Genomic DNA, 26,453 nt, shown 5'->3' on the forward strand with positions numbered 1-26,453 from the left:
ACGACCGGGCGGCCTAGCTGGGTGGTGGTGGTGGTGGTGACGGTGGTGACGGTGACGGTGACGGTACCTTGTCGGTGGGTGGCGTCACCGAAGCCATCTCAGCGCTGGAATAGTACGTGCTCGCGGAGGACTTGTTCTTTGAGTTCAGAGGCACTCGGGCGAGCTCACTCTGAATGAACGACAGAATCTTTCGGATGTTGGCGGAGACGAGCGCAAGTGTGACGGAAACCGATGCGAAGGTGTTGCCGCGGGCGCGTCGTTTCATGGGGGAGGCAATGTCTTCGGTTGCGGAGTCCTTGATGAATGCGTTCTGGCTTTCGACGGTGTTGCGCAGTCCGTAGTAGCCCTTCCACACTGGACTTTTGTGGGGGTAGGTCTGCCCATACTTCAGGGCTTTGTCCTTGGCGGGGTCTTTTCCCGCGGGTACCACGATGGTCTTCTTGCGGATGGGCTCGATGAGTTCACCGGTCTTGTGGTCGAAGGCTAAACCGTCGTAGTTCTTGGGGTTGGGATAGAGGTATTGGCGTGACCCATCGGGTCGTCGCTTGCCCTTGGGCTTGGCGCGATACTTTTCCCGCTCGGCGATACGCTGGTCCCGCAGTTCTTTGGCTTGACGCACGGGGTTTGAGTCGCTGGGGAGGATGGCATCGTCTTCGGGCGTTTCCTCGTCGACCGGCACGCCGGTGTCGGCTGCCTTGCGGTCCTTTCGGGGCACGGTCAGAACCGCCAGATTCCGGGGGAGTGCCCGCAAGAGTTCCGCTCTGTGCGCCACCTTGGACCGGGTCAGTTGGTGGTGAGCGGAATCCCATTTCGGCCACGTGATACACGCTGAACGCGAGCGTCACGCTCGTGCGCAGGCGATGCCTATTCAGGGGTGGTCGTCTCCGCGCATCCGCACGGCCACGATGAATCCGGATGCGGCGGTCAGGGCCGCGACCACGGCGACGGCGGACGGAATGCCGAAGGCGTCTGCGATCAGTCCGGACAGTAGCGCGCCGACCGCGAAGCCGCCGTCACGCCACAGGCGGTAGGCGCCCACCGAGCGGGCCCGCCATTCGGGGTGGGCGACGTCGCCGATCGCGGCGAGCAGTGTCGGGTAGACCATGGCGGTGCCGACGCCGAGCAGCACGGCGGCTGCCAGCCAGATGCCGAAGCTGTCCCCGACGGCGACCATGCCTAGGGCGACCGCCTGCACGATCATTCCGCCGACGATCAGCCATTTGCGGCCGATCCGGTCGGAGAGCCCGCCGGTGATCAGTTGGCCGGCTCCCCAGACGGCCGGGTAGACGGCGGCCAGGATGCCGATGCGTTCGATGCTGAGTCCGGCGGCGGCGAACAGGATGGGGAACAGTCCCCAGGCCAGGCCGTCGTTGAGGTTGTTGACCATCCCGGCCTGGCTGATCGACGACAGGGAGCGATCCCGGAAGCTCGTGAGGGTGAAGACCTGCCGGTCGCTGAGGGAGCCGGCGTGGGCGTGCACGGACATATGGTTGGCCGCCTCGGCCTTCGCGTGGTGATGTGTTTCGCGCACGAAGAGCACGGAGAGTCCGAGCCCCAGGGCGATGAAGGCTGCCCCGAGCAGGAACGGGCCGGGGCGCAGCCCGTACTCGGCGGCGATGTATCCGGTGGCCAGGGCCGTGGCTGCGACACCGAGGTAGCCGGCCGCCTCGTTGAAGCCCATGGCCAGGCCGCGCTGCTTCGGGCCGACGAGGTCCATTTTCATCATCACGGTGGTTGACCAGGTCAGTCCCTGGCTGATGCCGAGGATCACATTGGCCGCGACAATCCAGCCCCAGGTCGGGCCGAGGATCAGAATAAGCGGCACAGGAATGGCGATCAGCCAGCCGGCGATTAGCACGGGCTTTCGGCCGTACTTGTCGGAGAGGGTGCCGGCGAAGTAATTGGTGCCGGCCTTGGCCAGGCCGAAGGCCAGGATGTACGTCAGCGCGCCCGTATACCGATCGACGTGGAAGACCTCGTCCGCCAGCAGAGGCAGCACGGTGCGCTCCTGGCCGAGGGTGCCGCCGACCAGGGCGTTGACGGCGACGAGCAGCATGAACTGGGGGAAGTTCTGCCGCAGACCCAGCGTGATCACGCGGCCGACGCCCTTCCGTTGGTCCACACGGCCTGGCGTCCGGCTCATCGTCCGGTCTCCAGCGAGCGACCAGCTTCACGGGCCCAGTCCGCGGCGCCGCCGTTGAGCACGGCGACGGCGGTTCGACCGCCGCGCTCGAGGATGCTCGCCGCGCTCATGGCGCGTTCGCTGTGGCCGCACATGACGACGAGGGGTCCGGTGGGGACCTCGCCGAGGCGCCCGGCGAGGTCGCCCAGTTCGATGTTCCAGGCGGCGGCGACGTGACCTGCCGCGTACTCCGAGGCCTGGCGGACGTCGAGCACGGTGGCTGAGGCTTCAGCGCCGGAGACCATGCTCCGGGCATCGATCAGCGATCCCGTGGCGCCGGAGTTCTTCCACGCAGGGAATCCGCCGTCGAGTTCGCCGGCGAGGGTGTCGAAGCCGACCTGCGCGGCCGCCCAGACGATGTCCTCGGGATCCTGATCCGAATTCCGCACGATAATGACCAGCCGGTCTGGCTCGGCCAGCCAGCCGAGCCAGGTCGCGAACACCGGGCGCAGCGCGATGGACAGGGAGCCGGGGATGTGCCCGGCCGCGAAGTCCGCAGGCTGCCTAGCATCCACGATCTGGGCACCCTGCTCGTGCAACGACATCACGCGGTCGACGGACAGGGCCGGCAGCGGCGGAATGATTCCGAGAACGGCTGGGCCCCGCCGGTTGATCTCGCCCAGGCGCAGGAAGTAGTCAGGGAAAGTGCCGAGGGAGCCGAGCAGCGCATCGACGAACGCGTCCTCACCGTTCACTTGGAGCAGCGGGTTGGTCGCCCGTTCGCGGCCGATTGTGGTCATCCGTTCGCCACCGGCTGCGGCCGAGCAGAATGACCCGGCGCCGTGGGTGGGCCAGACCGGGGTGTCGTTGGGTAGTTCCATCAGCCGGTGCAGCGAGTGGTACTGGGCTCGGGCCAGCGGAACGGTCATTTCCGGGCTGACCAGGTCGGTGCGGCCAGCGGTTCCGACCATCAGCGACCCCCCGGTGAAAACGCCGGCGATGCGTCCGTCGTCGAGGAGCAGGTAGGAGAGGTGTTCGGGTGAGTGGCCGGGTGTCGCGAGCGCCTGCAGGGTGAAATTATCCAGGTCCATGGTGTCGCCGTCGTTGAGTACGGTGTGGGCGAATCCGCGCGGACCCACGTCTGGTGCAAGTACCGTGGCGCGTTCGGTTTCTTCCAGTTCGCGCACGCCGGAGATGAAGTCCGCGTGCAGGTGTGTTTCCGCGGCGTACACGATGGACAGTCCCAGGCGCAGGGCCTCCGCACGGACCTGGCGCAGGTCCCGTTCCGGGTCCACCACCAGAGCCCTCCCCCGGCCAATGTCCAGGAGGTAAGTGGAATTACCCAGCCCCTCGTCGATGATGGGCACAAGATGCAGCATTTCCATGTGGCGCTCCTCTGATCGCACGACCCGCCAGAAACGGGAAAGATCAATATTCCATAAAACCATGGATTACTAGAAGATACTAGTATGAAAGGAATCGGGAGGAAGCGCATGGGTGATCGTGAGAAGAAGTCCGCGTTGTTCGAGCAGTTCGCGCGCGTTGGTAAGGCACTCGGCAGCGGCAAGCGCCTCGAACTGATCGACCTGCTGGCTCAGGGCGAACGCACAGTGGAATCGCTGGCGAACGCGGCCGGCCTGGGCCTGACCACCGCATCCGCTCACCTGCAAACCCTCAAGCACGCCGGTTTGGTCACCACCCGCCGGGAGGGCACCCGGATTCATTACCAACTTGCCGGGGATGACGTCGCCCGGCTCTACGATCTAGTTCGAGCGGTCGCCCAGACCCACTTGTCAGATGTTGAAGCGAAGCGCATCGCCTACCTCGGACTCGATGAACCTGGCTCAGGCGACGACGCGCAGGAGGAGATCACGCGGGAGGAACTCCTCGCCCGCGTCACGGCGGGGACTGTCACAGTGTTGGATGTCCGGCCGCGGCAGGAATACCAGGCCGCGCACATAACCGGAGCCGTCTCCATCCCGCTCGAGGAGCTCAGCGGCAGGCTCAGTGAATTGCCGCTCGGCCGTGAGGTTGTCGCCTACTGCCGTGGCGCGTATTGCGTGCTCGCCTACGAGGCCGTCGGCGTGCTGCGCCAGGGCGGCCACCGGGCGACCCGGTTGCACGAGGGGATGCTGGAATGGCGACTGGCGAGCCTGCCGGTGTCCGCCGAGGTGGCCGCCTGATACACGACCTATACCTCTAGGGGTATGGTGGAAATGCGGATCAGTAAACGAAAGGAAACGATCAGATGATGTGGGGTAACGGAAGTATGGGATGGTCCTGGGGGTTCGGCCTGCTAGCTATTGCGGGTGTCGCCGTGCTGGTTTATGTCATTGTTCGTTTTTTGTCGAACAAATCCGGAAGCGATGACACGCGATCTGCTCCGAGGCAAGCTGATTCCGACAGTGCCAGGCGGATTTTTGAAGAGCGTTTCGCTCGGGGGGAGCTCACTGCGGAGCAGTTGCGTGAACAGCTGCGGGTGCTCGAGGAGGGCCGGTAGTGCCCAACCTTAGTCGCCGTAGTGCCCTGATCCTCGGCGGGGTGGGGATTGCAGGCACAGCTGTGGGGGGAACGGGTTTCTTCGTCAATCAACGGATCTACTCGACGACGTCACTGGCAATACCGTCCGGGAGCGACCTCGTGGAGCCTCCGGAGCTGCGAAGCATCAGCGGCACTCTCACCGTTGATCTTGAGTCTTCCCCCCAACAAGTGACCATTGCTGGCCGTGACGTGCGTGCGCTGAGTTACAACGGTGGCGTTCCCGGCCCCACACTGCGCATTCGAGCGGGAGACACCCTCAGCGTCAGCCTTCGTAATGGTCTGGCCGATCCGAGCAACCTGCACGTGCACGGCCTTCACGTTTCGCCGGAGAACAAAGGCGACAACATGTTCGTCACCGTCGAAGCCGGCGACTCCTTTGATTATCAGTACGAATTGCCCGCCAATCACCCGCCGGGCGTCTACTGGTATCACCCGCACCATCACGGTTTCGTGGCCGATCAGGTATTCGGCGGGCTCTATGGCGCCATCATCGTCGAAGACCCCGACCCTATCCCTGCCAGCCGGGAACGCGTCCTCGTCATTTCCGACATGACCCTCGATTCCACGGGAACAATTTCAACGGCCACAGCGATGGAGAAAATGTCCGGACGCGAGGGAGACCTCGTCCTGGTCAACGGGCAACTCACCCCCAGCATGACTGCCCGCCCTGGTGAGCGGGAACGATGGCGCATCATCAATGCCTGCGTGTCCCGCTACCTGCGGCTACGTCTCGACGGGCAGCAGCTGTCCCTTCTCGGAATCGACTCCGGACGTTTCGAAGCCGCGCACGACGTCGACGAGGTCGTGCTGGCCCCCGGGAACCGGGCCGACCTTCTCGTCACCGGCACAGCCGGCACCTCCGTATTGCGTGCCCACACCTACGACCGAGGTACGTCCGGCGGAATGATGATGGGAGTCGGAGGCTCCGCTGGAGCTGACGACATCGCGCTGGCCACATTTCACGTAGCCGGTGACGACGTCGCCCCAGTCGCCGCCATACCCGGCCAGCCCGTTCCGCGTGACCTTCGCACGGCTACCGTAACCGCTCGACGCGAGTTGATCTTCGCGATGGGAATGGGCGGAAATATGGGCGGCGCAATGGGCGGGGACACAGGCAGCGGCATGGGTGGAAACATGGATGGCGGCATGGGCGAAGGAGTGGGTGGGGGCATGATGTCAGCCACAATCAACGGCCAGGTATTCGATGCCACCCGGGTCGACACGACCGTGCAATTCGACAGCGTGGAGGACTGGTTGCTGACGAATACCAGTCCGCTCGATCACCCCATGCACCTGCACGTGTGGCCGATGCAGATCATTGAACAGTCAGGCCGGCCCGTCGAAACCATCATGTGGCAGGACGTCGTGAACATCCCGGCACGCAGCACCGTGCGCGTACGTATCGCGTTTGACGACTTCAGCGGACGTACCGTGTACCACTGCCACATTCTTGACCACGAAGACAACGGAATGATGGGCGTCATCACCGCAAACTGACAGTAGCCGCAACCATCAATTCGAAAAAATGAATCAGGAGAAACCAATGAACTACGCACACACCATCACCGTCTCGCTGCCCTACAAAGAAGCAGTCGCCAGAGTGCGCGAAGAACTAGTCAACCAGGGCTTCGGCGTTCTTACCGAAATCGACGTCCACGCGACCTTCGAAACGAAACTCGGCGTGGAAAGCGCACAGTCACTGGGCGAATACTTGATCCTGGGTGCGTGTAATCCGGCCCTCGCCGAACAAGCACTCACCGCAGAGCCCGACATGGGATTGCTGCTTCCGTGCAACGTCGTCATCCGACGAAGCCCATCAGCGAATAACACTACGGTTCAAGCTATCAACCCACAAACCATGGTCCAGTTGAGCAATTCCCCAGGGATACAGAACGTTGCTGATCAAGCCGATGAACGTCTTCTCGCCGCGCTAGCCGCTCTCCAAGGAGAAAACAGCAGCAACTAATACGCGCTCTGGCCCGCGAGAGCGCGGTGAGGGCTGTGCCGCTGATTCTGTGTAAAGCAGCGCGCGGCGGCGCTCCTTCTGACATATGAGGGCTGCGCGTATACCCGACCGCGGATCGAGGATGTCCTCGCCCCCGGCCGTACCAGCCGTTAGCGTCCGAGTAGCCGGGACCAGAATGATCCGGTTGATTTTTCTTTAACGTGCCCGGCGCATTGCTGGTTGCGTGGAACACCGCTCATGACCTGATCAATGTGCTGACCGCAGCCCGCCCACGTTGTTTTTTGGCACACTTTGCAGGTGACGGAACGACACATAATGGATCTCCATTCAATAAGGTGAACTGCACAAAGAATTATACCCCTGGGAGTATTTTACTTACGCGGGGGCAGTGACGTGCCCAGGTGACCCTGCTGTGAAGCGGTCATGCGGTTTTTCACAGAGCGCGAGGTTTATCGGGCGGCGATACTGGCGCGCACGTCGTCCATGTTGAGGTTCTCGACGCCGGCAATGAGCTCTTCCAGGCTGGACGCGTTGAGTGCACCAGGCTGGGAAAAGACGAGTACGGAGTCCCGAAAGGCCATCAGCGTGGGGATGGAGCGGATGCCCGCGGCTGCGGCCAATCCCTGTTCGGCTTCGGTGTCGACTTTTCCAAAGGTAATTGCGGGGTGCTTTTCAGACGCCGCGGTGAATGTCGGGGCGAAACTGCGGCACGGGCCGCACCACTCCGCCCAAAAATCAACCAGCACGATGGGACTCTGGGCAATGGTCGCGTCGAAGGTGGTCTCGGTGAGATCGGTAGTAGCCATACACACAGACTATACCCTTAGGGGTATCTTGCATACCATATGGGGTATGTGCGAGACTGGGGCACATACCCACTTCACGCCCCAACTCGTGTCGGCGTGGTGGGCCCCGACCTTTGGAGGCCACGATGATTTTGACCCAGTACTACCTCAACTGCTTGTCCCATGGCTCGTACCTCGTCGGTGATGAGACGAGCAGTCAAGCCGTTGTCGTGGACCCCCGCCGCGACATCGACGACTACCTCGCCGACGCGCAGGCGAACAACCTGACCATCATCGGCGTGATCAACACGCATTTCCACGCTGACTTCGTCGCCGGTCACCTTGAGCTGGCCGCAGCCACTGGCGCCTGGATTGGCTACGGTGCCCGCGCCGAGGCAGAGTACGAGATCCGCCACCTCGCCGATGGCGAGAAAATCTCGCTCGGAGAGGTGGAATTGGAAATTCTCGACACCCCCGGACACACCTGGGAGTCCATCAGCATCGTTGTTCGTGAACACGCCGGCGACGCCGTTCCCCATGCTGTTCTCACCGGCGATACCCTCTTCATCGGTGACGTGGGCCGTCCCGACCTGGCCGCATCCGTCGGCGCCGATCCCGACCAACTGGCCCGCGCCCTGTACGCGTCGATCCACACGACGCTTCTCGCCTTGCCCGATGCGGTGCGTGTTCTCCCCGCCCACGGCGCCGGTTCCGCCTGTGGCAAGAACCTCTCTGACGAGCTCGAATCCACCATCGGCACCCAGCGCCTCACCAACTCATCCGTGCAGCCGATGAGTGAAGACGACTTCGTGACAATGATCCGCAGCGGCCAGCCCGCAATCCCCGGCTATTTCGCCGTCGACGCGATGATCAACCGCAGCGCGCACGAAATCATCGGTTCCACCCGTGAACTGGCACCGCTCACCTTGACGGATGTTCGCAGATCCGTTGAAAACGAAGCCCGCGTTCTCGATACCCGCAGCCCCGAGGACTTCGCCCTCGGGCACCTGGCCGGGTCCATTAACGTGGGACTGGACGGTCGCTTCTCCGAGACGGCCGGAATGGTCATCGAGCACGACGACAGCATCGTGATCATCGCCGACTCCGGCCGCGAAGCCGAGGCCGGAATGCGGCTGGCCCGCATCGGCTTCGACCGGGTCGCCGGATATCTGACAAACCCGGTGCTGGCGCTCACCGACCTCGGCCCGCTGGTGCAGGTCGGTGCACGGGTCGAGCTCGACGACTTCGAAGCTCTGCGCCGGGACACCGCCGCAACGATCCTCGACGTACGCAACCCCGGCGAGGTCGAGCAGGGCGCGATCCCGGGCTCGCTGCGCATTCCCTTGGCCGAGCTGAGCCAGCGCCACGCCGAAGTGCCCGCCGGACCCGTGCTCATCCACTGTGCCAGCGGCTGGCGTTCGAGCGTCGCCGCGAGTGCACTGCGGAATCTGGGCCATTCGGACGTCACCGACCTCATTGGCGGCTACAACGCATGGGCCGCCCAATACGCGGTGAAAGCCTGATAGAAAAGACGCCGCCGCCGAACACTTAACCAACGCTGGCTTCACGGCAGACACGATTGTCAGAGGCCTGCCCCAGGGGCAGGCCTCCGGGCTGCCCGGCATTGCTCCGCTCCCGCACCAAACTGAAACGGATCCACTATCTCTGACACCACGCACACCGTCAACCCCTCCCCAGCACCAATTGGGGCAGACGAATTCCATCAGTGGGTTCTCCATCATGACGACCTGATGATCATCGATGTGAGGGACGGTTCGGAGTTTGAAACCCGGCATATCCGGGGTTCGTATCACGTGCCGCTCCACCTGCTCAAAGAACACACGGAAGAGTTCGCGGCGCAGATGGCCCCCCGGGTGGTGCTGGTGTGCCAGTCGGGTCGACGCGCGGAAGAAGCGCGAAAGAATCTTGACGCAGCCGGCCTGAACGGTGCTCGGGTATTGACCGGTGGTGTGGCGGGCTATGCCGCCGCCGGCGGCGATATCACCAGCGGTCGCTCCACGTGGGCCATGGATCGACAGGTACGCATGACGGCCGGATGCCTGGTGTTGGCGAGCGTGCTGGCGGGGAGGTTCATCCATCCGCAGTTCCGTCTTCTCGCCGGCGTCATCAGCGCCGGTCTCACGGTGTCGGCCGCCACCAACAGTTGCACGCTGGGGCGAATTCTGTCGTGGATGCCCTGGAACCGCCCGGTTTCCGAACCCACGAAGAGTGACATCCTCGCGCAGCTGGCGCCGCACGCATGATCGTGGCCGCGCTGCTTCTGGGAGTGATCGTGGGCGCGCTGCTCGGCCTGGTCGGCGGGGGCGGGTCAATCCTGGCCGTTCCGGCCTTGGTCTACGGTGTCGGGTTACCCCTCGAGGAGGCGATACCAACCTCGCTGATCGTCGTGGGAGCGGCGTCGGCGGTCGCCGTGCTTCCGCGGCTGCGCACCGGTGTGAACTGGCGTCTGGCCGGCATCATCGGCGCCGCCGGCATTCCTACCGCCTACCTCGGCACCCTCGTAAACCGACTGGTTGACCCTCAGCTTCTGCTCGGCGCTTTTAGCGTGATCATGGTCATCGCCGGCGTGCGAATGTTCTTTGCCACCCCCGCCGCAACCGGCCCCTGTGCGCTGCCCGGCGGCGGAACCCGGTGGCGCAGTTGTCTGCCCCGTGCGCTGGCAACGGGCGCCGTGGTCGGGTTCCTGACTGGGCTGCTCGGCGTCGGCGGCGGGTTCCTGATCGTTCCGGCACTGGCCCTCGTGCTCGGACTCCCCATGGGCGTCACGATCGGCACGTCCCTCGTGATCATCGTCATCAATTCGGTCGCCGGCTTCAGCGCCCACCTGAGCGACGTGCAGATCGACTGGGCCGTCACCGGCGCCTTCGCGGGCACCGCTATGCTGGCATCCCTAATCGCGGGCAGACTCAGCCGAAGACTCCCCGACCGCGTTCTCAAAACAAGCTTCGCGATCCTTGTGCTCTGCATCGCCGTGTACGTCGCGATTCGCGCCGTCGCCGGCTAGCTCTCGCGAATGGGGTCAGGCGAGGGACAGGAAAAGCTTTTCAAGCTCATTGACGCTGAGCTGCTTGGTTCCTCCATCCGCGCCGTTATCGATGAGGCACTCCTTCATCGCCGACGAGATGATCGTGAACCCTGCCCGGTCAATGGCACTCGAGACAGCAGCCAGCTGGGTGACCACGGCACGACAATCAGCGCCGGACTCAACGGCTGTGATGACGGCGCCGAGTTGCCCCTGCGCGCGCTTGAGTCGATTGAGGGTCTTGCGCAGGTCGTCGCTGGAGTGGGTCGCGGGTTCGGTGATCCCCATGAGGGTGTGCTCCTGTTCGTAAGCGGATGCGAGGCTGGTTTTGTCTAAGACCAGGATACCCCTTAGGGTATCAGTATATTCAAATATGGCAGCAAGCGTTTCGCGATGAAAAGTAAATGAGGGCTATTCGAATGCGTGACCAGCGCACCAGCAGGGACGAATCATCACGGCGTGCCCCTTGGCGCGGCAAGCTGGCCGGGCTCGGCGGGGACCTGCGTCGCTGGCCCTCTCGCCGCTGGTGGGTTGCCCTGGCGACGGCATTGTTTACGGTGGTCTTCATTGCCATTCCGACGGACTTGATTGACACGCCATTCTTTTCGCGACAGATCCCGCCGACCGCCTGGTCGTGGCCGGTGCTCACCCTCAGCGCGGTCTTGACGGGCATGGTCACTGCCACCTATGTGGCGCACCCGGAAGGCGCCCTGCCCAGTAGGGCGGCCGGACGATTGGGGATGGCCGGTTGGCTGGTGACGTTCTTCGCGGTGGGATGCCCCGTCTGCAACAAACTGGTTCTCCTCGCTCTCGGCACAACCGGAGCGATGCAATTCTTCGAGCCGGTCCAGTCGTATCTGGCCGCCGCGTCGATCGTCTTGCTCGGCTGGGCTCTCTATGCGCGCATGACTCGAGAAAATTCTTGCGGTCTTCCCGCTCGGACCACTGCCGCGACGGAAGTCCTTGATCGTGTTCTCTGACCTACAAACTTGGTCGACTCGACGCTGGATAATCACGGCCGCCGCAGCCGCAGCCGCGTTCATGGCTTTTGTAACCGGCTACGCGCCCCGGGCGGGCGACGCAGACGGCGCCCTGTGGTGGACGGTCGCGGCCACCGCGCTCGGAGCGAGCTTGATCGGCTTGATCGTTGCCAGTTATGTCGAAACCCCCATCGGCGCCGACGCAACTCTCTGCGACACACGGTGGCCAGCTCTGGGTCTGATCGCGCTGTATCTGACCACCGAAGTCCGCTCCCTCGACCCGATAGTGAGCGGTGCTGCGCGCCCGGCCCTGGCCGCCGCCGCCCTCGCCCTATTGATCTGGGCCCTGCGCGAAAGACTGGTCAGCGAACGCCGAGCCACCACCCGCCGCGAATCGTCAGAGTCCGCTGAGGGTGAGGTCTGCACTACCTGCATGCCCTTGTTCCCGCGCTCCCGGAAAGTCGGTCCCAGGCCGATCACACTGCCACCCACTCCACGCACCGGTCAGGATACCCAGCCATGAAGAAAACACTCACCGGCATCACAATCGCCGTGGCGGCACTGCTCAGCATGGTCGCCTGCGCGAGCCCCGCGCCTTCGCCCTCCATCGCTGTCACCTCCAGTACGGTCGTCGTCGATGTGCGCACCGCTCCAGAGTATGTCGGTGGACACCTTCAGGACGCCGTCAATATTGACGTGCAATCCCCGGACTTTCCGCAACCGGCATCGGGCGCTTCGGATGGCTGCGCCCGTGGAATTAATTCCGCGATGTGATGGAAAAGGGATCTGGCACGACCTCCGAGTCCCGCGCCAACAATGCGCATTAGGAATTACGTGAACTACCCGCAGTTCGACCCCCTCACATCCCAGTGTTTTCAACGGATGGAGGGGGTTTTTTCATGTGGGAATGCTGGGTTTGCCCACATTGTGTCCACATTTGAAATACTGGCGGTCTGATTCAACCCTTCAGCCAAACGATCAACCGTTGATGGCTTCAGTGGTACCGCCTCAAGCGCGATCTGTGCCAGATCATCAAGCGGTGATCCAAAACGGGCCAAGTCCCAATCGATGACCCCGGTGAGGTGGAATCCATCGTGAAGCGTGTTCCAAGGCCCGAGGTCTCCGTGGTTCACGAGCATGCTGGGTCCGGCTGCCTCGGGTCCTCAAAGAAACCTGGTGCCAGGTGGGAGCACAAACCCCAGTTGCCAAACCTATCGAATGCGGGAACCTAGGCCGGCGGGGACAGCCGTTCGGTAAGTCCACTGCAGTCTCGGTGGAGATTCGGTGAGCGGATCCAGTGGCTCGCTTGTGGGTGACCCCGCACCAGTAGACTCGGCCCATGTTTCAATACAATGCATTCGTGACGGTCTCTTTGATTGCGGCTCTAGCCGCCGTTGTCGTCCTGTTTTGGCTGGCAATCACAGCGATCCGGGCGCTCAACGTCTACATCGCAAAGAATCGCTCACCGCGCGCTGAGAAGGAGTAGATGCTTTTTGCGTGCATGTGTGCGAATCGACAGGCTCTGAAGGGGACGGATCGTGGGTTCAAATTCCACCGTCTTCGCACAGCATCACCCCTCACCTCCCCGTGTTTGCGGGAGATGAGGGGTTTTTTAGGTGGGGGAGCGGTGCTGCTTTAGCCAGCGATGAGGGCGATGAGCAGGGCCACGTATACGACGATGAACACGGTCGGCGTCACGAATCGCACCACGTTCACCCAGGGCGCCGCAGACACAATGCGTCGTGTCACGGCCGAGGTGCTGCCCAGTGCGCGCAGATCGGCGGTAACCGCCAGAGCCTCATTGGCGACATTGATCTGCACCAGTGCGCCGAGAATGCCAGAAGCCAGCAGTATTCCGGCCGCAGCGACCCGCACGCTGGGGTCTGTTGCGGCCAAGCCGAAGGTGAGGAAGCCCACCAGTGCGGCGAGCAGTAAAGTGGGGGCGACCTGAGACACGATGAGGTGCCAACGGCTCTTGATCCACAGGTTGACGAGCTCGGATTCAGTCATGCGGTGCTCCCGTTCGGTCGTCGCGGACGGACGACAATACATCTATTCTCCTGCCTTCACACCCGTACAAAATGCCGACACCACTCACCTAGGACAAGTGACTTACGTGACGCCGCCCGTTGTCGAAAGGATGCCCGCAACGACCTGCCACGCGAACGCCGCTTTGGTGACGAGACTGAGCAGAAGATAGCCACGCTCCTCGGTCGCGTACGTGCGCCCCGTGGGGATTTCCCGGAACCCGAGCCACTGGTTGACCCCGAAGGCAAAGAACAGCAGAAGCAGAGTGACGGTCAGCAGGCGTATCCAGACGGGCTGGTCGTATCCGCTTGTTGCTCCCGGAGCCAGAACGTGCAGGGCAATCACGCCCCACGGCACAATCCCCACGATGCTGCCGACAATGAACGGCCGCAGCGTGCGGGCCGGAGTGCCGATCCGCTCCTGCAGCCACAGCAGAATGATCAGGGCCGACTGTACCGAGTAGATGAGGACGAGCGTGCCGGCATTGGTGATTCCGTTCAGCTGGGCGATGAGGAAGATCATGATCGACGAGCTGAGCGAGTACTCGATCCAGCGGATGGGGCTGCAGCGCTGAACGATGGAGCGTTGATAGCGCGCGGCGAGCAGCGGTGACGCGATGAGGAGGTGGGTCACGGCCGGAAGCAGGAGAACGATCACCGCAGCGACGCCGATATTGACGGAGCCAATTAGCAGGCTCTCGGGCTCTAGGCCTGTGTCCGGCGCCCCGGTCGGATACTCGACGGTCACCGGAAGAAGCAGGTGCAGAGCCTGGGTCACGATCACGGCGACAACAATCGCCTGCACCAGGTGCAGCAGACCCATGATCAGGTTCAGGGTGCGAAGGTTCACGGGCATCACTTTCGGGGTCGGCGCAGGCGGATCGGGCCCTTCGCCGTGGACGGGTCCACGACCGTGCCACCCTGCACAATCTGCAGTTGCCCGGCCGCAACCATGCGCCGAGCAGCTCGTCGAACCGGCTCCATCAGCTCCTGCCACGCCTCGCCGCCCACCATCCGGGCCACGTCGGCCGCATCAATCGATGAGTGCGCGGGTGTGGTGACGAGAAGACGAGCGATGGTGCTCTCCAGCTCCCGGTCGGTATCGTTCACACCGTGACGGCGACAGGCATCCGAGCAGTACTTCACGTTCGCCCAGTCGCGTGCCCATGCCGCCCGCCAGGTGATGCGCCGACCACACGACACGCAGGTGCGCTCCACGGGAGGGGCCTGCTCAAGGTCTGATGCGCGCTGTCGGTGTGCCACGCTTCTATTCTGCTCCCACGACCTCGACGACGCGACTGGGGACGCTCTATTCGTCGAGGACCTGAATTCGGTGACGGTATTCCTCGGAGTCAAGCTCCCCTCGGGCGAAGCGCTCATCCAGGAGCTGGCGTGCTGCGCTGCGTGCTGGCCGGTGCGACTCGACGGGGTACGACTCCACGGGCCGTTGACCGCCTGAATCCCGGTGCCCGTTACCCGGACTGAACGCCCGAACCGTCAGGATTGTCAGTAGCACCACGCCAGCGAGAAGGAGCAGCCCGATCGGCCACAGCCACCACATAAATCCCATGCCGTAATTTCCCCACATCATGGCCTCCTTCTCCATCTTTTGCGCACAGGTTACCCGCAAATCCCCGCCCGAGGTGAGATCTCGGCAAAACGACCGGCAAATTCGTGCTGATCGTCAGGATGCAGCAGATCATGAGTGGCAGGTCGTCTGCACCGCGGTTCGGCACCTAAAATTAGGGGTACACGAGGAGGTGGTGTTCCCATGCGGCGAAGTCGATCGAGCCGCCGTGCCGGTGCGCAGGTTCAGGAATCGGGTGCCGATCTCGCCACCATCGAGCGGATGTCCGACGAGGGGCTCCTCATCGCCCTCTCCGCCGTGCGAATGGCCGTGAAAAACGACATCATCATCGGTGCGCTGCGGGACCACGCCGATTATGACCCTGCACGCTATGCGGAGACGGCGCGAAATGAGCTGAGTCTCCTGGCCCGCCAGAATGAGGAATACGCCGAACGTGTGGGGCGGCTCCGGAAAGACCTCAGCAAGAGCCACTGGGGCTTCGACCTCACGGACGACCAGCGTGGGGACCTCGCCCAGTTCGCTCTGCGCATGCAGGTGCACAATCGGCTGACCGTCGCCCTCGACGCCGAGGCGGCTGCTGACGACCGTGTGGCCCAGCTCGTGGACCGCGCCCAGCGGGCGGCGAGCGAGGAGATTCGTGACGCGGTGTCAACGCGGTTGATCTCGCTCGCCATCGATCCACATGCGGCGGACTATGCCGAAAAACGGGCGGATCGACTCGAGATGTTCTTGCTGGTGAACCTCGCCCTGCTGAAGGCGTCCCGCGCCGAGGCCACTCCGGGCGACAGCGACTACTGACCGGTATCCCCGCTGGCCAGGCGGGGCGAATCTGGTCAGTGCCAGATGCTGACCTTTTTTGGAACAGTGGAGTACGGTCGCCTTACACGGAGATTGCGATCTCCGATTCACCGCAGGAATTCTTGAGAGAGGTATGACAGATGTCTGACACACCGCACCCGAAGCCGCACGATCCCCGGCCCCATGCGCCTCAAGCGCCTGCCCCCACACCTGCTCCCGATGCGCCCGAACAGGACACGCCGCAGTAGTCGGCCCACGACGGCGGGCAGGGCCTCGGCCGTGCCCGCGTCCGCGCCGGCCTACAAAGTGGGCCAGAACTCCTGCCACACCTGTCGCTGTTCACCACGAGGGTCACATTCCACCCGGTCTACCTCATCAAAGATGAGCGTCTGGCGATCCTGCTCGGTGTAGTTCGGCCAGCTCGCCTCCACCACTCCCGTACAGGCGAAGTGCAACCAGTGGCGACGCATCCGCTCACCGGCACTGATAAAGGGTTTGCGGCCACCGAACGCGGTCACGGACCGTGCAAAAAGGGTATCTAGGTCGTTGAAGAGCGCAAAAAGTTCGATGCCGTGGGTAGCGCCCAGGCCAACCACATGCATGAGTCGCGGCGCAAGATCGAAGCGATAGAAGTGCACGGGAGCAACGCGCGAGTGCAATCCCCCCACCGTGACGCTCGGAAACCAGAAAGCGAAATCACCACCGAAATCGCTCGCGGCGTGTTTCGTGGGCAGCCCCGGGTACGCTGCGCGCATGGCGTCGTGAGTGCCTTCGGGGGCGCGTTCGAACAGCGCCTGAATTCGTTGGGGCGACTGCGGCAGAATATCGACACGACGCCCGAACGCCGAGCCCTCACGGTAGTTCGTGCCGATGATGAGCGGCACGTGGTGTGTGTGGCCGCGTCGAAACGCGTCGACCGGGTGTTCGGGGAGCAAATCGCCGTCCACAACCGGGGCGAGACAGAATGTGCCGGGCTGCGCATCGGGCGTGCGCACCTGAACGGCGAGGGCCGCCAGCATGAGCTGCCCGGCATCCGCTTCGATGAGCAGCTGTGCCGCATCACTGGTCTCACCGACGGCATCCGGTGTGATCGCCCGCAACTCGTTCACCACCTCCTCGGCCCAGCCCCGGGTGAGCTCGGGCGCGTACGCGGCTCCCGGTGGGGGACTCTGCGCAATGACGCGCGCGAACAGCCCCCGCGCCGCCGGGGTGGCCATCAACGTAAGGGCCGCGTTGCCCCCGGCCGACTCCCCAAACACCGTCACGTTGTTGGGGTTTCCTCCGAACGAGCGGATGTTGCTGCGCACCCACTCGAGGGCGGCCAGCTGATCGCGGAGCCCCAGATTATTCTCGATCGGTCGTTCCGGCGTGGAGTAGCCCGAGAAGTCCAGATACCCCAGAGCACCGAGTCGATAATTGAAATTCACGTAGACCACGCGCCCGGTCCGCACAAAACTCGGCCCCTGTTGGGGAAAATCCTGAGCAGATCCGATGCTGTAACCGCCGCCATGAATAAACACCATCACCGGCAGGCTCAGTCGGGTGCGCCGCCCCACGGTGGGCGCGAGCACATTGATGGTGAGACAGTCCTCACTTGCCAGCTGTCGAGCAATCTTCGAGCGGAGGGAATTGCGCGGGATCTGTGATGCCACATCCCTGTGGCGACTGGCATCCCGAACACCGCACCACGGAATCACGCTCTGTGGTGCTCGAAAGCGCAGCGGGCCCACAGGCGGCGCCGCGTAGGGGATGCCGCGCCAAGCCACGATCGAACCGTCCCGAACCCCACGCACAGTGCCGCCCGTGACCTGAACGTCCAGGGCAGTACGCGGTGAATCAGCGAGATCAGGGATGCCTGACGACGTGGTCGATGATGACCGGGACGGACGGAGTGAACGCGCCGTGTCGTGGCGAGGAAGCCCGGTGGTGACTGAGAGGTGAGTGAACATGTGTCGCGCCCCTTCCGGACGACGCTCGGGTCTGGAGCTAGCCCGGGTATTTCTACCTGTCTTGCGGTTCTGCGCTGGCCTCGAAGCCGAAGCGTTCGCCGCGGTCCCAACTCTGGCGCAGGTTTCCCCAGGCTGGAATGCCGCCATTGGCCTGCAGAATCGATGCCAGATGCATGAGATTCCAGCTCATGAAGGTGGTGTTGCGATTGGTGAAATCATTCTGGGGGCCGCCAGAACCCGGGTCGAGATAGCTGGGGCCGGGCCCGATCTCACCCAGCCATCCCGCATCCGCTGCTGGGGGGATGGTGTAGCCAATGTGCTGCAAACTGTAAAGCAGGTTGGAGCTGCAATGCTTGACGCCGTCTTCGTTGCCGGTGAGAATAGCGCCACCCACCTTGCCGTAGAACACGTACTGGCCTTTTTCGTTGAACATGCCAGACATTGCATACAAACGTTCAACGATGCGTTTGGTGACGGAACCATTGTCGCCGAGCCAAATGGGGCCGGCGAGAACGAGAATATCGGCCGCGCGAACAGTCTCGAACACGGCAGGCCAGGCATCGCTTGCCCAGCCGTGTTCGGTCATGTCGGGGAACACGCCGGTGGCGATGTCGTGGTCGATGGCGCGAATCACATCCACGTGAACGGCCTGACCGCGCATGATGTGTGCACTCAGGTCAATAATGCCCTCCGTGTTGCTCACCTCGGGGCTGCGCTTGAGCGTGCAGTTGATAAACACCGCGCGCAGTGAGGAGTAGTCGAACGACGTTTCAACGTGAACGGACGGGCCCATATGGTCAGTAAAGCACCGGTTTCAGGAGCTAGCTAGGGCCAGCACGGCTGATTCTGAGACCGGCACGGCCCTGCTGCCACGACCGTCTTGGACAGGCGGGGGTCGTCACGCCTGGCCGCGGTGTGCAGTGAGCGCGACCGGGTTCAAAATGCGGTATAGTTTTCAAGTTGCCTCCGAGCGTTTCGGTCGGAAGTAACCGGGCGCCCGTAGCTCAGCGGATAGAGCAATTGACTACGGATCAATAGGTCGGGGGTTCAAATCCCTCCGGGCGCACAGCTAAAAACCCCGTAATCCTTGTGATTGCGGGGTTTTTGTTTTGTCGTGGACGGCCTCGCTCGACCGCTCACCTGAGAAGTTTGTGAACAATCTTGACCAATCTTGACCAAACGGGCAAATGGGGGTCATGTATAGATAGCATTGCCCTAAGTGAGAAATACTTACCTTTACCTTCACGGCACCGCCGCCATGACATGAGGTCGAAGTTTCTCGCCGGGCCTTGTTCGGAAGTCCGGTGAGGAAGGCATTCCTGCGAGGGACTGCCTCGGTGGGGCGAGGGGTAGGGCCTTCGCCCCACCGCCATCCCGTTTGGCGCTGAGCGGCTAATCCGGTGAGCGCGTGTCTCGCGTGCGTAGCCGATCACACAGGGCCGTGAGCTCGTGGAGTTCGTCGATGTTCAGCGAATCGCCGATACGTTCCGTGATGGTGTTCATGTGGGCAACGGCCACGCGGCGAAAGACTGCGAGACCCGTTGTGGTGAGTTCCACGATGGCCCCCCGGCCGTCGTTCGGGTCGGCGAGCTTGCAGACGTAGCCCTTGGAGACCAGGCGGTCCACCAGTCGGCTGACGCTGGGCTGGGTGAGCAGCACGTGACTGTTGAGCTCACGTAAGCGGATGCGCCGATCGGGCTCTCGAGACAGATTAAACATCACGTCGTACTCATTGAAGGAAATGTCCCGGGAGGGAAAGCCGGCCGCGAGGCTGCGCATGATGGCCACTTGGGCACGAAAAAGGGACTCCCACGCCGCAACGGCAACGTTCCGATCGACCACCCTGACTCCTTGCGCTGCTCGTGACGCCCCTAACCCCTGGGGCATGATCACCTCTAAGGATAGGGACTTCGCGGCGATCATCGCGCATCTGCTCGGCTCGGAGCCAACTCGCAGGAGAAAAAGTGTCACTCAACTAGCGTCCGTTACTCATTCGTTATATATTCGTAGTGCGTCAACCGTTTGCTGTGGCGGAAGACGTGAAATGTGATTGCAGGACACTCTTGGTGCAAGGGAACAGGGCCGGTCGTAGAGTCTACGACCGGCCCTCACCATGTGTGGCGTGATGTACGAGTTAGAAGCGGTCGGGACTCGGGGTCGTCGCCTGTCGAATCGACACGTCGGCGTGACGGTCGAAGCGGTATCCCACTCCACGCACCGTGCGCACGATGTCCTCGTAGCGACCGAGCTTTGCACGTAGGCGCCGCACGTGCACGTCAATGGTGCGCTCGTTGGGGGTGTCGTCCTCATCGCTGGCATCCCAGAGCGAGGAAATGATCTCTGCACGATCCACGGTGCGTCCCTCGCGCAGAACCAGGTACTGCAACAGTTCAAACTCTTTGTAGGTGAGGCTGGCCGTCTCGTTGTCGAGGATCACGCGCTTGCGTGAGATATCGACGACGACACCGCTGTGGGCACGGTCGAGTTCTTCGGTTTCGGTGCGGTGTTCCGCCAGCGCGGACGGATCCTGCAGAGCGAGACGAACAACGTCAACATCGCGTCCACCGGAGTTCTCGGGGGCCAAGGCCACGGCCGCGTAGGTTTCGGCCGACGGTGCCAGGTCGTTTGTGAGGGCTTTGAGCGCCTCAACAATGCGGTGCAGGCTCGTGCCGGCCGCCGCGGCCTTGGCCTCATCGATGCCAACGTAGAGCACGAAGCCGCGGGCTTCGGTGCCGCTCGGAACGGCGCGAATGCGGGGGGCCGGCTGGTCGACGATCTTCAGTGCGGGACGACCTGAGTGGATGTGGGCGAGAGACATGGGGAACTCCTTATGAGAAAAACGTGGGTGAACCCGCAGCAATGCTCATGGGTTCGCGTATGAGGCACACGTGCCTGGTGTCGAACGCTGTCAGGAAGCGTTCGGGAGAGCAGTTCGTCAGTCACCGGGGGCGATATATCCCGGTGCGCGGGGACGGAGCTGAACTCTCAGCGAGGGCCGGGCGTTAGCGGCACATTCGACAACAGACGACGGCGGAAGAACCGGCCATCATCATGCCGGCAGTCCCGGGGGCCTCGAGGGAGGTCAGGGGGCGTGCGGTGGTTGTCATAAATGTGAGTTAACCGGAATGTGACGCGGTGTGTCAATTCGATGACAAGGAGTTACGCGCCGTGACGCGCATGACGTTCATTCCCTCGGACGTGATTAGGCGCATCCGTCACAAAAGGAAACTTTACGAATGGTTCTGCGATGAAAAGTAGCTTGATAAAAGTTTATTGAATATTGTGGCCATCGGCGCGGCTGAATCCGCAGAAGCTGCAGAGGGCCGCCCGTGAGGCCGTGACCGTGAAGGTTACACGAGACCGTAGAGGCGGTCGCCCGCGTCACCGAGGCCGGGCACGATGTAGCCGTTCTCATCGAGGCGCTCGTCAACAGCACCGAGAATGATGGTCACCTCGCGGCCTTCAAGAGCCTTCTCCACAGCCGCCAGTCCTTCGGGAGCAGCGAGGATGCAAATGGCGGTGACGTCGGTGGCGCCGCGAGCGAACAGGAAGTTGATGGCCGCAATGAGCGAACCGCCGGTGGCCAGCATGGGGTCGAGAACGAAGCACTGCCGATCCGACAGATCGTCGGGCAGGCGCTCAGCGTATGTTGTGGGCTCGAGTGTCTCCTCGTTGCGCGCCATGCCGAGAAAACCCACCTCGGCCGTGGGCAGCATCTTCACCATTCCCTCCAGCATTCCGAGTCCCGCGCGCAGAATCGGAACGACGAGGGGCTTGGGGTCGCTGATGCGCACGCCCTGAGCGGCCGACACCGGCGTGTGCACGGTGACCGCTTCGACCCGCACGCCACGGGTGCCCTCATACGCCAGCAGTGTCATGAGTTCTTCGACGAGCGAACGAAACAGGGGGGAGGGAGTGGTCTTGTCACGCAGCACTGTGAGCTTGTGCGTGATGAGCGGGTGGTCGGCTACATGGACTCGCATAGGCTCAATTCTACTGGTTCCCTCTCGCGAACCGTCCGCGCGAGACACCGGGAAGGTGAACACCGTGACTGTACAGACAGCGCTCATGAAACTGGCCCTCGATGAGGCTCGTATTGCCCTGACCACGGGCGACGTTCCGGTGGGAGCCATCATCGTCAATGCCGCGGGCGTCATCATCGCGCGCGGGCGAAATGAACGCGAACTGCACCAGGATCCCACCCTGCACGCCGAGATTGTCGCTATCCGTGCGGCCGCTGCGGCCACCGGCGACTGGCATCTCACCGGGTGCACACTCGTGGTCACCCTGGAGCCGTGCGTCATGTGCGCCGGCGCGATCCTCGCGGCCCGAGTGCCCACGGTGGTTTTCGGCGCCTGGGATGAGAAGGCTGGAGCATCAGGATCGGTCTACGACGTGCTGCGCGACCGTCGGCTCAATCACCGCGTCGAGGTGTTCAGCGGTGTAGCGGAGCAGGAATGCGGCGACCTGCTACGAGCCTTTTTTGACGACCCGGCGCGCCGCACTCCCCGCGCCGGTGGGGTTACTCCCGGCCCCTGATCACGAATGTGTCGGTTGGTGGGTTTGCGAGTGTCGGGTCGAGCCACACGTCCGGCTCAAGGTAAATCACCCGTGCCACGGGAACAGTGGCCCGAATGCGCTGCTCGATGGCGTTGATATCTGCCGCCACCGCGAAAAAGCGTTTGTCGGGCTCCACGGCGATCTTTGCCCCCACCATCATCTCGTCCGGGCCGAGATACAGGGTCTTAATGTGCACAATGTGCGTGGTCTCGGGGCCGTCCAGGATGGCTGCGCGGATCGCCTCAAGGTCGTCAGCGGTCGCGCCCTCACCCACAAGCAGGCTCTTGGTCTCAATTCCGAGAATGATTGCCACGAGCACGAGCAGCAGCCCAATCAAGATGGTGCCGATCGCATCCCACACGGAATTGTCGGTGATCACGGTGAGTCCAACTCCGAGGAAAGCGAATACGAGACCGGTGAGCGCCGCAACGTCTTCGAGCAGCACCACGGGAAGCTCGGGCGCCTTTGCGTGCCGCACAAACTGCACCCAGCTCTGCTCTCCTCGCACATGATTCGATTCCGTCACGGCGGTGCGCAGCGAGTAGCTCTCCAGCCCCATCGCCACGAGCAGCACCACTAGGGGAATTCACGCATTCTCGAGCGGATGAGGGTTCTGCAGCTTGTGGATGCCCTCATACAGGGAGAAGACCCCACCGATCGAGAACAGAATGATCGACACGACGAAGGCATACACGTAGCGCTCTCGGCCATACCCAAACGGATGCGCCAGATCGGCCCGCTGTTTCGCCTTGCGGCCACCCAGCAACAGCAGGAGCTGATTGCCGGAGTCCGCGAGGGAGTGCACGCCCTCGGCGAGCATCGACGAGGAGCCCGAGAATCCCCAGGCCACGAACTTGGTGATGGCAATGCCGAGGTTGGCGCCGAAAGCCGCCACAATTGCTTTGTTTCCGCCGGAAGCACTCATGCGCCCATCCTAGAACTCCGGCCGGTCGGGACCCCAACGGGGGCACCCGGCGACCACGGAGGCCGCGAAAGTAGACTGAGCGGATGACTTCTACGCAAACTGTCACCCTGCCCACCATCGCGTTCCTCGGAGCCGGCTCCATGGCCCGGGCCGTTCTGGCGGGACTCCTCAAGCCCGGCGTGGAGGTTGAGGGCGGAATTCGCACGACCAACCGCACCGTAGAGAAGGCTGCAGAACTCGACGGAACCGCCGGTGTCACGGCCTTCGCAACGGCCACCGACCCGGAGGCCAACCTCAAGGCAATTGCCGGCGCACAGATCGTTGTCGTGGCCGTGAAGCCCTACATGGTGCCCGACCTGCTGGCCGAGATTGCCGACCACCTCGAGCCCGGTGCCCTCGTGATCAGCGTCTGCGCCGGGGTCACGGTGGCCACCTTCGAGTCCCTGCTGCCGACATCCGCTCATGTGATTCGCTCGATGCCCAACACCCCGGCCGTCGTGGGGATGGCTGTCACCGGACTGAGTGCCGGAACGCGTTCCAGCGCCGAAGACCTCACGCTCGCGCAGGCTCTGTTCGCTACGGTCGGTGATGTGCTGGTTGTGCCCGAGAGCCAGCTCGACGCTCTTGGCACCATCTCGGGTTCGGGGCCGGCCTACGTGTTCTACCTCATCGAGCAGCTCACCGCGACGGCCGTGGCGAAGGGCTTCACGCCCGAGCAGGCCGCAGTCATGGTGAACGGCACGTTCCTCGGGGCGAGCGCGCTGCTGGCCGTGTCCGACAAGTCGCCCACCGAGCTGCGCCGTCAGGTGACGAGTCCTGGCGGAACCACCGAACGCGCTGTCGCCGAGCTCGAACAGGGTGGTCTGCGCGAACTGTTCGATACCGCAACGGATGCGGCCCTCGCCCGCTCCCGGGAGCTTGCCGCCTCCTAGCCGCTCTCCTGCCTGTTTACCTGCGGGTGTGGTTGCTAGTTCAGGAGATCCGGCGGCGAAGGAGTGCCGGCCCGCGTGTTTCTGCGGGTGCAGTGTGCTCCGGGGCGGGTTTCTCCTGAAGTAGCAACCGGGGGCGCGCGCAAGGAGGGCCCCGGTGTCGGTTCTGCGGGGCCTAGCTGTCTGGCCAGCTGCTGCCGGATTTTGGCTCGGGCGGCCGGCGGACTGCCTGTTGTCCGGCCCGGACGGTTGCTAGTTCAGGAGATCCGGGTTCGCGTGCGGGCCGACCCGCGTGTTTCTGCGGGTGCCGGGTGCTTCCGGGCGGGGATGTCCTGAAGTAGCAACCGGGGGCGGGGCAGAGGGGCGGGGCGGAGGAGCGGGACAGGCGCGAGCTAGAGGCCCTCGGCGATAGCGGCGGTGGCCTGAAGCCATGCCGCGCGGGTGCGCGGTGCGAGCGTGTCCACGTTGAGCGGCCCGCCACCGACCAGGGACGGGTCATACGGTACGTCGAGCACGGTGCGGGTGAGCTGACCGAAGTGTTCGTGCAGACGGGCGGACAGCTGCTGGTCCACCGTTTTCGACGGAGACGCCAAAATCGTGACGGCCTGGTCCACCTTGTTGGCATGTCCCTTGCGGCGCAAACCATCGAGCAGCGACGCGGCGCCATAGCCGGTGTCTTCTCGGATGGTGGAGACCACCACGAGCTGGTCGGCCGTGTCGACGGCAGCCTCCCAGTTGCTGGCGCGCATGTTGTTGCCGGTGTCGATCACGAGCACCCGGTAGAACCGGCTGAGCGTGGCGTGCAGCTTACGAAATGCCACGGCGTCGATGCTCGCGGCCCCGGCCGGGTCGAGGTCGGAGGCGAGAGCATCAAACTGGGCGTCACCCTGATTGCGCACGTAATTGTCGAGGTCACCCACCCGCGCCGATCGCACGTCGGAGAAGCGGTCCAGATCACGCAGCAGGTCGACGGCCGTGTTGGTGTGCCGCGCCGACTGCGCCCGCACTCCCAGCGTGCCCATCGTTTCGTTGTTGTCCCACGCGAGCGTGTAACCGCCCCGGTAGATGCCAAACGTGGCCGCGATCAGCAGTGTGGCCGTGGTTTTGTGCGCCCCGCCCTTGGGGTTCAGCACCACAATCGTGCGCGGTCCGCTCAGGCTGCGCTGAACGGCCGCGATGGCGTTGCGCTGGTCGAGTTCGGCGGAGCCCGGGCTCACAGAGATGAGGCCGCCGGTGAGACGGCGGATGGCGCCCTGCCAGCCCTGCCGCGCGGGTCCGGCCGGTGCCGGCGGGCGGGAGCTCATGAAATCAGCGAGGTTCGGCGGATCGTGCGGTTCCGACGGCCGGGCCCGAGCGGCATGATCGGTGCGGGCACTCCGGGTGGGCGACCCAGACCATGCTTCGGTGCCCGACTCCGGCAGTGCGGGGGCAGCCATGAGAGATGTGATGAAGGAGATGTCGGAATCGGCTTCGTCGGCATCAGGGGTTCGTTCAAGCCCACGTGAAGCGGATGCCGGCACAAACTCCGGCTCGAACGGGGCCAGATCGGCGGCGCTGAAGCCGGCGGAACGGCTGCTCGACCGGGGTTCCGCGGGCGCGCTGGTGGTGGTGAGCGGATGCGTGAACGCGGTGGGCCGCAGCAAATCCGCGAACGAGAGGTTGGTCACCGGTTCGAGCTCGGCGGCGATCAGGCCGGATCTGTTCGCGTCGCGTCCGCTGTCTGCCCGGGTTGCGCGGTCGTTGTTCGCGTCCTTGACGCCAGCACCGGTACTGTCGGCATCGAGCGCGAACTCGCGGTCGGTGTTGGCCGTGCCGTCGCCGTGAGCATCCGGCACGCGGTCGCTGTCCGATAGAGCGTCCGGCGCGCTGCCGTCAGCGGCGAGCAGAGCGTCGTCCGTCTCGCTGGATTCGCCCGTGTCGGCGGGGCCGCGCCCGGTGAGCGCCACCGTGTGAGTACCGAGCGGTCCCGTTGTGGCGATCACATCACCGGTTGATTCGACCCGCCCGGTCGGGTGAATGATGAGGGGCCACAGGCCCTGCTCGTCTTCCACTTCGAGGCGCACGGGAGAGTCGAGGGTGCGCGCTACTCGGGTGGCAACGGCCACGATCTCCTCGCGAACACCGGCGTCGTCAATGGCGACCACGATCTGGCTGACGCCGTCGATGATTACCTGGCCGGTAGCATCGGCTCGAACCAGAGCGCTGATTCGCGGGAAGTCGGTCGTGTCTTGCGTCATCTT

Annotated in this window: 29 protein-coding genes, 1 tRNA gene and 1 pseudogene; 14 read left to right on the forward strand and 17 right to left on the reverse strand. The window is 63.6% G+C overall.

The features are described 5' to 3' along the window. Positions 1-13: 13 nt before the first annotated feature. From H4V99_RS01685 to H4V99_RS01695, 3 genes are all read right to left on the reverse strand, one after another. Entirely contained in the window at positions 14-715 is a 702-nt protein-coding gene (locus H4V99_RS01685; RefSeq protein ID WP_280674968.1) for a hypothetical protein, read from the reverse strand. 153 nt (positions 716-868) lie between these two features. Continuing rightward, complete coding sequence (locus tag H4V99_RS01690; RefSeq protein ID WP_280679881.1) at positions 869-2,056, reverse strand: MFS transporter; 1,188 nt, start codon at positions 2,054-2,056, stop codon at positions 869-871. An 83-nt stretch (positions 2,057-2,139) separates the two neighbouring features. Next, positions 2,140-3,507 (reverse strand): MBL fold metallo-hydrolase, encoded by a 1,368-nt coding sequence (locus H4V99_RS01695; protein WP_280674969.1) that lies wholly within the window; start codon positions 3,505-3,507, stop codon positions 2,140-2,142. A 108-nt stretch (positions 3,508-3,615) separates the two neighbouring features. Here H4V99_RS01695 and H4V99_RS01700 point away from each other — a divergent pair, with 108 nt between their 5' ends. The 3 genes from H4V99_RS01700 to H4V99_RS01710 all read left to right on the forward strand — a co-directional run bounded on the left by H4V99_RS01700 (position 3,616) and on the right by H4V99_RS01710 (position 6,629). Further along, entirely contained in the window at positions 3,616-4,305 is a 690-nt protein-coding gene (locus H4V99_RS01700) for a metalloregulator ArsR/SmtB family transcription factor (RefSeq protein ID WP_280674971.1), read from the forward strand. 316 nt (positions 4,306-4,621) lie between these two features. Then, the gene (locus H4V99_RS01705) at positions 4,622-6,160 is read left to right on the forward strand and encodes a multicopper oxidase family protein (RefSeq protein ID WP_280674973.1); all 1,539 of its coding nucleotides are present in this window, start codon (positions 4,622-4,624) and stop codon (positions 6,158-6,160) included. Positions 6,161-6,206: 46 nt separating this feature from the next. Continuing rightward, on the forward strand, positions 6,207-6,629 hold the full coding sequence (locus tag H4V99_RS01710) for a DUF302 domain-containing protein (RefSeq protein WP_280674975.1): 423 nt from the start codon (positions 6,207-6,209) through the stop codon (positions 6,627-6,629). A gap of 449 nt (positions 6,630-7,078) precedes the next feature. Here H4V99_RS01710 and H4V99_RS01715 read toward each other — a convergent pair whose 3' ends face one another. Then, positions 7,079-7,435 (reverse strand): thioredoxin domain-containing protein, encoded by a 357-nt coding sequence (locus H4V99_RS01715; protein WP_134517604.1) that lies wholly within the window; start codon positions 7,433-7,435, stop codon positions 7,079-7,081. Between the two features lie 125 nt (positions 7,436-7,560). Here H4V99_RS01715 and H4V99_RS01720 point away from each other — a divergent pair, with 125 nt between their 5' ends. The 3 genes from H4V99_RS01720 (at position 7,561) to H4V99_RS01730 (ending at position 10,439) form a co-directional block, all read left to right on the forward strand. Further along, complete coding sequence (locus H4V99_RS01720) at positions 7,561-8,937, forward strand: MBL fold metallo-hydrolase (protein ID WP_280674978.1); 1,377 nt, start codon at positions 7,561-7,563, stop codon at positions 8,935-8,937. 180 nt (positions 8,938-9,117) lie between these two features. Beyond that, on the forward strand, positions 9,118-9,678 hold the full coding sequence (locus H4V99_RS01725) for a rhodanese-like domain-containing protein (RefSeq protein WP_280679883.1): 561 nt from the start codon (positions 9,118-9,120) through the stop codon (positions 9,676-9,678). Then, positions 9,675-10,439 carry a sulfite exporter TauE/SafE family protein gene (locus H4V99_RS01730; protein ID WP_092338706.1) on the forward strand — a complete coding sequence of 255 codons (765 nt, stop codon included), beginning with the start codon at positions 9,675-9,677 and terminating at the stop codon, positions 10,437-10,439. The genes H4V99_RS01725 and H4V99_RS01730 overlap by 4 nt, the downstream gene beginning before the upstream one ends. A gap of 15 nt (positions 10,440-10,454) precedes the next feature. Here H4V99_RS01730 and H4V99_RS01735 read toward each other — a convergent pair whose 3' ends face one another. Further along, positions 10,455-10,745, reverse strand: coding sequence for a metal-sensitive transcriptional regulator (locus H4V99_RS01735; RefSeq protein ID WP_280674982.1), 291 nt, complete (start codon positions 10,743-10,745; stop codon positions 10,455-10,457). Between the two features lie 131 nt (positions 10,746-10,876). Here H4V99_RS01735 and H4V99_RS01740 point away from each other — a divergent pair, with 131 nt between their 5' ends. The 3 genes from H4V99_RS01740 (at position 10,877) to H4V99_RS01750 (ending at position 12,211) form a co-directional block, all read left to right on the forward strand. After that, the gene (locus H4V99_RS01740; protein WP_280674984.1) at positions 10,877-11,437 is read left to right on the forward strand and encodes a hypothetical protein; all 561 of its coding nucleotides are present in this window, start codon (positions 10,877-10,879) and stop codon (positions 11,435-11,437) included. 61 nt (positions 11,438-11,498) lie between these two features. Continuing rightward, complete coding sequence (locus H4V99_RS01745; protein WP_280674986.1) at positions 11,499-11,960, forward strand: hypothetical protein; 462 nt, start codon at positions 11,499-11,501, stop codon at positions 11,958-11,960. Next, entirely contained in the window at positions 11,957-12,211 is a 255-nt protein-coding gene (locus H4V99_RS01750) for a rhodanese-like domain-containing protein (protein WP_280674988.1), read from the forward strand. The genes H4V99_RS01745 and H4V99_RS01750 overlap by 4 nt, the downstream gene beginning before the upstream one ends. Positions 12,212-12,312: 101 nt before the next feature. On the opposite strand, the gene H4V99_RS01755 is transcribed toward H4V99_RS01750, so the two are convergent. Then, positions 12,313-12,576 (reverse strand): phosphotransferase, encoded by a 264-nt coding sequence (locus tag H4V99_RS01755; protein ID WP_280674990.1) that lies wholly within the window; start codon positions 12,574-12,576, stop codon positions 12,313-12,315. A 200-nt stretch (positions 12,577-12,776) separates the two neighbouring features. On the opposite strand from H4V99_RS01755, the gene H4V99_RS01760 reads away from it, so the two are divergent. After that, positions 12,777-12,923, forward strand: coding sequence for a hypothetical protein (locus tag H4V99_RS01760; protein WP_280674992.1), 147 nt, complete (start codon positions 12,777-12,779; stop codon positions 12,921-12,923). A gap of 149 nt (positions 12,924-13,072) precedes the next feature. Here the strand turns inward: H4V99_RS01760 and H4V99_RS01765 are convergent, their stop codons facing one another. The 4 genes from H4V99_RS01765 to H4V99_RS01780 all read right to left on the reverse strand — a co-directional run bounded on the left by H4V99_RS01765 (position 13,073) and on the right by H4V99_RS01780 (position 15,055). Next, complete coding sequence (locus H4V99_RS01765) at positions 13,073-13,447, reverse strand: hypothetical protein (RefSeq protein ID WP_280674993.1); 375 nt, start codon at positions 13,445-13,447, stop codon at positions 13,073-13,075. A gap of 102 nt (positions 13,448-13,549) precedes the next feature. Beyond that, positions 13,550-14,314, reverse strand: coding sequence for a heliorhodopsin HeR (gene heR, locus H4V99_RS01770; RefSeq protein WP_280674995.1), 765 nt, complete (start codon positions 14,312-14,314; stop codon positions 13,550-13,552). A gap of 5 nt (positions 14,315-14,319) precedes the next feature. After that, a complete protein-coding gene (locus H4V99_RS01775) occupies positions 14,320-14,727 on the reverse strand; it encodes a DUF2256 and DUF3253 domain-containing protein (protein ID WP_280674997.1) in 408 nt (135 codons plus the stop codon). Positions 14,728-14,773: 46 nt separating this feature from the next. Further along, the gene (locus H4V99_RS01780; protein ID WP_280674999.1) at positions 14,774-15,055 is read right to left on the reverse strand and encodes an SHOCT domain-containing protein; all 282 of its coding nucleotides are present in this window, start codon (positions 15,053-15,055) and stop codon (positions 14,774-14,776) included. Between the two features lie 180 nt (positions 15,056-15,235). On the opposite strand from H4V99_RS01780, the gene H4V99_RS01785 reads away from it, so the two are divergent. Then, positions 15,236-15,850, forward strand: coding sequence for a hypothetical protein (locus H4V99_RS01785; RefSeq protein WP_280675001.1), 615 nt, complete (start codon positions 15,236-15,238; stop codon positions 15,848-15,850). A 299-nt stretch (positions 15,851-16,149) separates the two neighbouring features. On the opposite strand, the gene H4V99_RS01790 is transcribed toward H4V99_RS01785, so the two are convergent. Both H4V99_RS01790 and H4V99_RS01795 read right to left on the reverse strand, forming a co-directional pair. Further along, positions 16,150-17,799, reverse strand: coding sequence for a carboxylesterase/lipase family protein (locus H4V99_RS01790; RefSeq protein ID WP_280675003.1), 1,650 nt, complete (start codon positions 17,797-17,799; stop codon positions 16,150-16,152). 52 nt (positions 17,800-17,851) lie between these two features. Continuing rightward, positions 17,852-18,592: an NAD(P)H-dependent oxidoreductase gene (locus tag H4V99_RS01795; protein ID WP_280675005.1), complete on the reverse strand. Its 741-nt coding sequence runs from the start codon at positions 18,590-18,592 to the stop codon at positions 17,852-17,854. A 200-nt stretch (positions 18,593-18,792) separates the two neighbouring features. Between H4V99_RS01795 and H4V99_RS01800 the strand changes: the two genes are divergently transcribed. Next, positions 18,793-18,865, forward strand: a tRNA-Arg gene (locus H4V99_RS01800). 326 nt (positions 18,866-19,191) lie between these two features. On the opposite strand, the gene H4V99_RS01805 is transcribed toward H4V99_RS01800, so the two are convergent. The 3 genes from H4V99_RS01805 to upp form a co-directional block, all read right to left on the reverse strand. Continuing rightward, positions 19,192-19,641 carry a MarR family transcriptional regulator gene (locus H4V99_RS01805; protein WP_348522351.1) on the reverse strand — a complete coding sequence of 150 codons (450 nt, stop codon included), beginning with the start codon at positions 19,639-19,641 and terminating at the stop codon, positions 19,192-19,194. A gap of 292 nt (positions 19,642-19,933) precedes the next feature. After that, a complete protein-coding gene (locus tag H4V99_RS01810) occupies positions 19,934-20,617 on the reverse strand; it encodes a winged helix-turn-helix domain-containing protein (RefSeq protein ID WP_280675007.1) in 684 nt (227 codons plus the stop codon). 532 nt (positions 20,618-21,149) lie between these two features. Beyond that, positions 21,150-21,782 (reverse strand): uracil phosphoribosyltransferase, encoded by a 633-nt coding sequence (gene upp / locus H4V99_RS01815; RefSeq protein ID WP_280675009.1) that lies wholly within the window; start codon positions 21,780-21,782, stop codon positions 21,150-21,152. Positions 21,783-21,867: 85 nt separating this feature from the next. Here upp and H4V99_RS01820 point away from each other — a divergent pair, with 85 nt between their 5' ends. Beyond that, positions 21,868-22,338 carry a nucleoside deaminase gene (locus H4V99_RS01820; protein ID WP_280679887.1) on the forward strand — a complete coding sequence of 157 codons (471 nt, stop codon included), beginning with the start codon at positions 21,868-21,870 and terminating at the stop codon, positions 22,336-22,338. Here the strand turns inward: H4V99_RS01820 and H4V99_RS01825 are convergent. After that, positions 22,322-23,284 (reverse strand): annotated as a pseudogene (locus H4V99_RS01825) (cation diffusion facilitator family transporter). The gene H4V99_RS01820 and the pseudogene H4V99_RS01825 overlap by 17 nt on opposite strands. Before the next feature lie 83 nt (positions 23,285-23,367). Here H4V99_RS01825 and proC point away from each other — a divergent pair. Next, positions 23,368-24,216, forward strand: coding sequence for a pyrroline-5-carboxylate reductase (proC, locus tag H4V99_RS01830; RefSeq protein WP_280675011.1), 849 nt, complete (start codon positions 23,368-23,370; stop codon positions 24,214-24,216). Positions 24,217-24,605: 389 nt separating this feature from the next. Here the strand turns inward: proC and H4V99_RS01835 are convergent, their stop codons facing one another. Beyond that, positions 24,606-26,450 (reverse strand): chromosome partitioning protein, encoded by a 1,845-nt coding sequence (locus tag H4V99_RS01835; RefSeq protein ID WP_280675013.1) that lies wholly within the window; start codon positions 26,448-26,450, stop codon positions 24,606-24,608. Positions 26,451-26,453: the final 3 nt, after the last annotated feature.

This window comes from Cryobacterium sp. CG_9.6 (assembly GCF_029893365.1).
Lineage (GTDB): Bacteria > Actinomycetota > Actinomycetes > Actinomycetales > Microbacteriaceae > Cryobacterium.

What these genes read in the sequence shown, in the direction of transcription:
- H4V99_RS01710 (WP_280674975.1), top strand. Translation starts at nt 6,207, where the DNA reads ATGAACTACGCACACACCATCACCGTCTCGCTGCCCTACAAAGAAGCA.
- H4V99_RS01695 (WP_280674969.1), bottom strand. Translation starts at nt 3,507, where the DNA reads ATGGAAATGCTGCATCTTGTGCCCATCATCGACGAGGGGCTGGGTAAT.
- H4V99_RS01790 (WP_280675003.1), bottom strand. Translation starts at nt 17,799, where the DNA reads ATGTTCACTCACCTCTCAGTCACCACCGGGCTTCCTCGCCACGACACG.
- H4V99_RS01740 (WP_280674984.1), top strand. Translation starts at nt 10,877, where the DNA reads ATGCGTGACCAGCGCACCAGCAGGGACGAATCATCACGGCGTGCCCCT.
- H4V99_RS01750 (WP_280674988.1), top strand. Translation starts at nt 11,957, where the DNA reads ATGAAGAAAACACTCACCGGCATCACAATCGCCGTGGCGGCACTGCTC.
- H4V99_RS01795 (WP_280675005.1), bottom strand. Translation starts at nt 18,592, where the DNA reads ATGGGCCCGTCCGTTCACGTTGAAACGTCGTTCGACTACTCCTCACTG.
- proC (WP_280675011.1), top strand. Translation starts at nt 23,368, where the DNA reads ATGACTTCTACGCAAACTGTCACCCTGCCCACCATCGCGTTCCTCGGA.
- H4V99_RS01780 (WP_280674999.1), bottom strand. Translation starts at nt 15,055, where the DNA reads ATGATGTGGGGAAATTACGGCATGGGATTTATGTGGTGGCTGTGGCCG.
- H4V99_RS01690 (WP_280679881.1), bottom strand. Translation starts at nt 2,056, where the DNA reads ATGCTGCTCGTCGCCGTCAACGCCCTGGTCGGCGGCACCCTCGGCCAG.
- upp (WP_280675009.1), bottom strand. Translation starts at nt 21,782, where the DNA reads ATGCGAGTCCATGTAGCCGACCACCCGCTCATCACGCACAAGCTCACA.
- H4V99_RS01760 (WP_280674992.1), top strand. Translation starts at nt 12,777, where the DNA reads ATGTTTCAATACAATGCATTCGTGACGGTCTCTTTGATTGCGGCTCTA.
- H4V99_RS01755 (WP_280674990.1), bottom strand. Translation starts at nt 12,576, where the DNA reads ATGCTCGTGAACCACGGAGACCTCGGGCCTTGGAACACGCTTCACGAT.
- H4V99_RS01835 (WP_280675013.1), bottom strand. Translation starts at nt 26,450, where the DNA reads ATGACGCAAGACACGACCGACTTCCCGCGAATCAGCGCTCTGGTTCGA.
- H4V99_RS01700 (WP_280674971.1), top strand. Translation starts at nt 3,616, where the DNA reads ATGGGTGATCGTGAGAAGAAGTCCGCGTTGTTCGAGCAGTTCGCGCGC.
- H4V99_RS01715 (WP_134517604.1), bottom strand. Translation starts at nt 7,435, where the DNA reads ATGGCTACTACCGATCTCACCGAGACCACCTTCGACGCGACCATTGCC.
- H4V99_RS01765 (WP_280674993.1), bottom strand. Translation starts at nt 13,447, where the DNA reads ATGACTGAATCCGAGCTCGTCAACCTGTGGATCAAGAGCCGTTGGCAC.
- H4V99_RS01735 (WP_280674982.1), bottom strand. Translation starts at nt 10,745, where the DNA reads ATGGGGATCACCGAACCCGCGACCCACTCCAGCGACGACCTGCGCAAG.
- H4V99_RS01820 (WP_280679887.1), top strand. Translation starts at nt 21,868, where the DNA reads ATGAAACTGGCCCTCGATGAGGCTCGTATTGCCCTGACCACGGGCGAC.
- H4V99_RS01730 (WP_092338706.1), top strand. Translation starts at nt 9,675, where the DNA reads ATGATCGTGGCCGCGCTGCTTCTGGGAGTGATCGTGGGCGCGCTGCTC.
- H4V99_RS01810 (WP_280675007.1), bottom strand. Translation starts at nt 20,617, where the DNA reads ATGTCTCTCGCCCACATCCACTCAGGTCGTCCCGCACTGAAGATCGTC.
- H4V99_RS01720 (WP_280674978.1), top strand. Translation starts at nt 7,561, where the DNA reads ATGATTTTGACCCAGTACTACCTCAACTGCTTGTCCCATGGCTCGTAC.
- H4V99_RS01785 (WP_280675001.1), top strand. Translation starts at nt 15,236, where the DNA reads ATGCGGCGAAGTCGATCGAGCCGCCGTGCCGGTGCGCAGGTTCAGGAA.
- H4V99_RS01745 (WP_280674986.1), top strand. Translation starts at nt 11,499, where the DNA reads ATGGCTTTTGTAACCGGCTACGCGCCCCGGGCGGGCGACGCAGACGGC.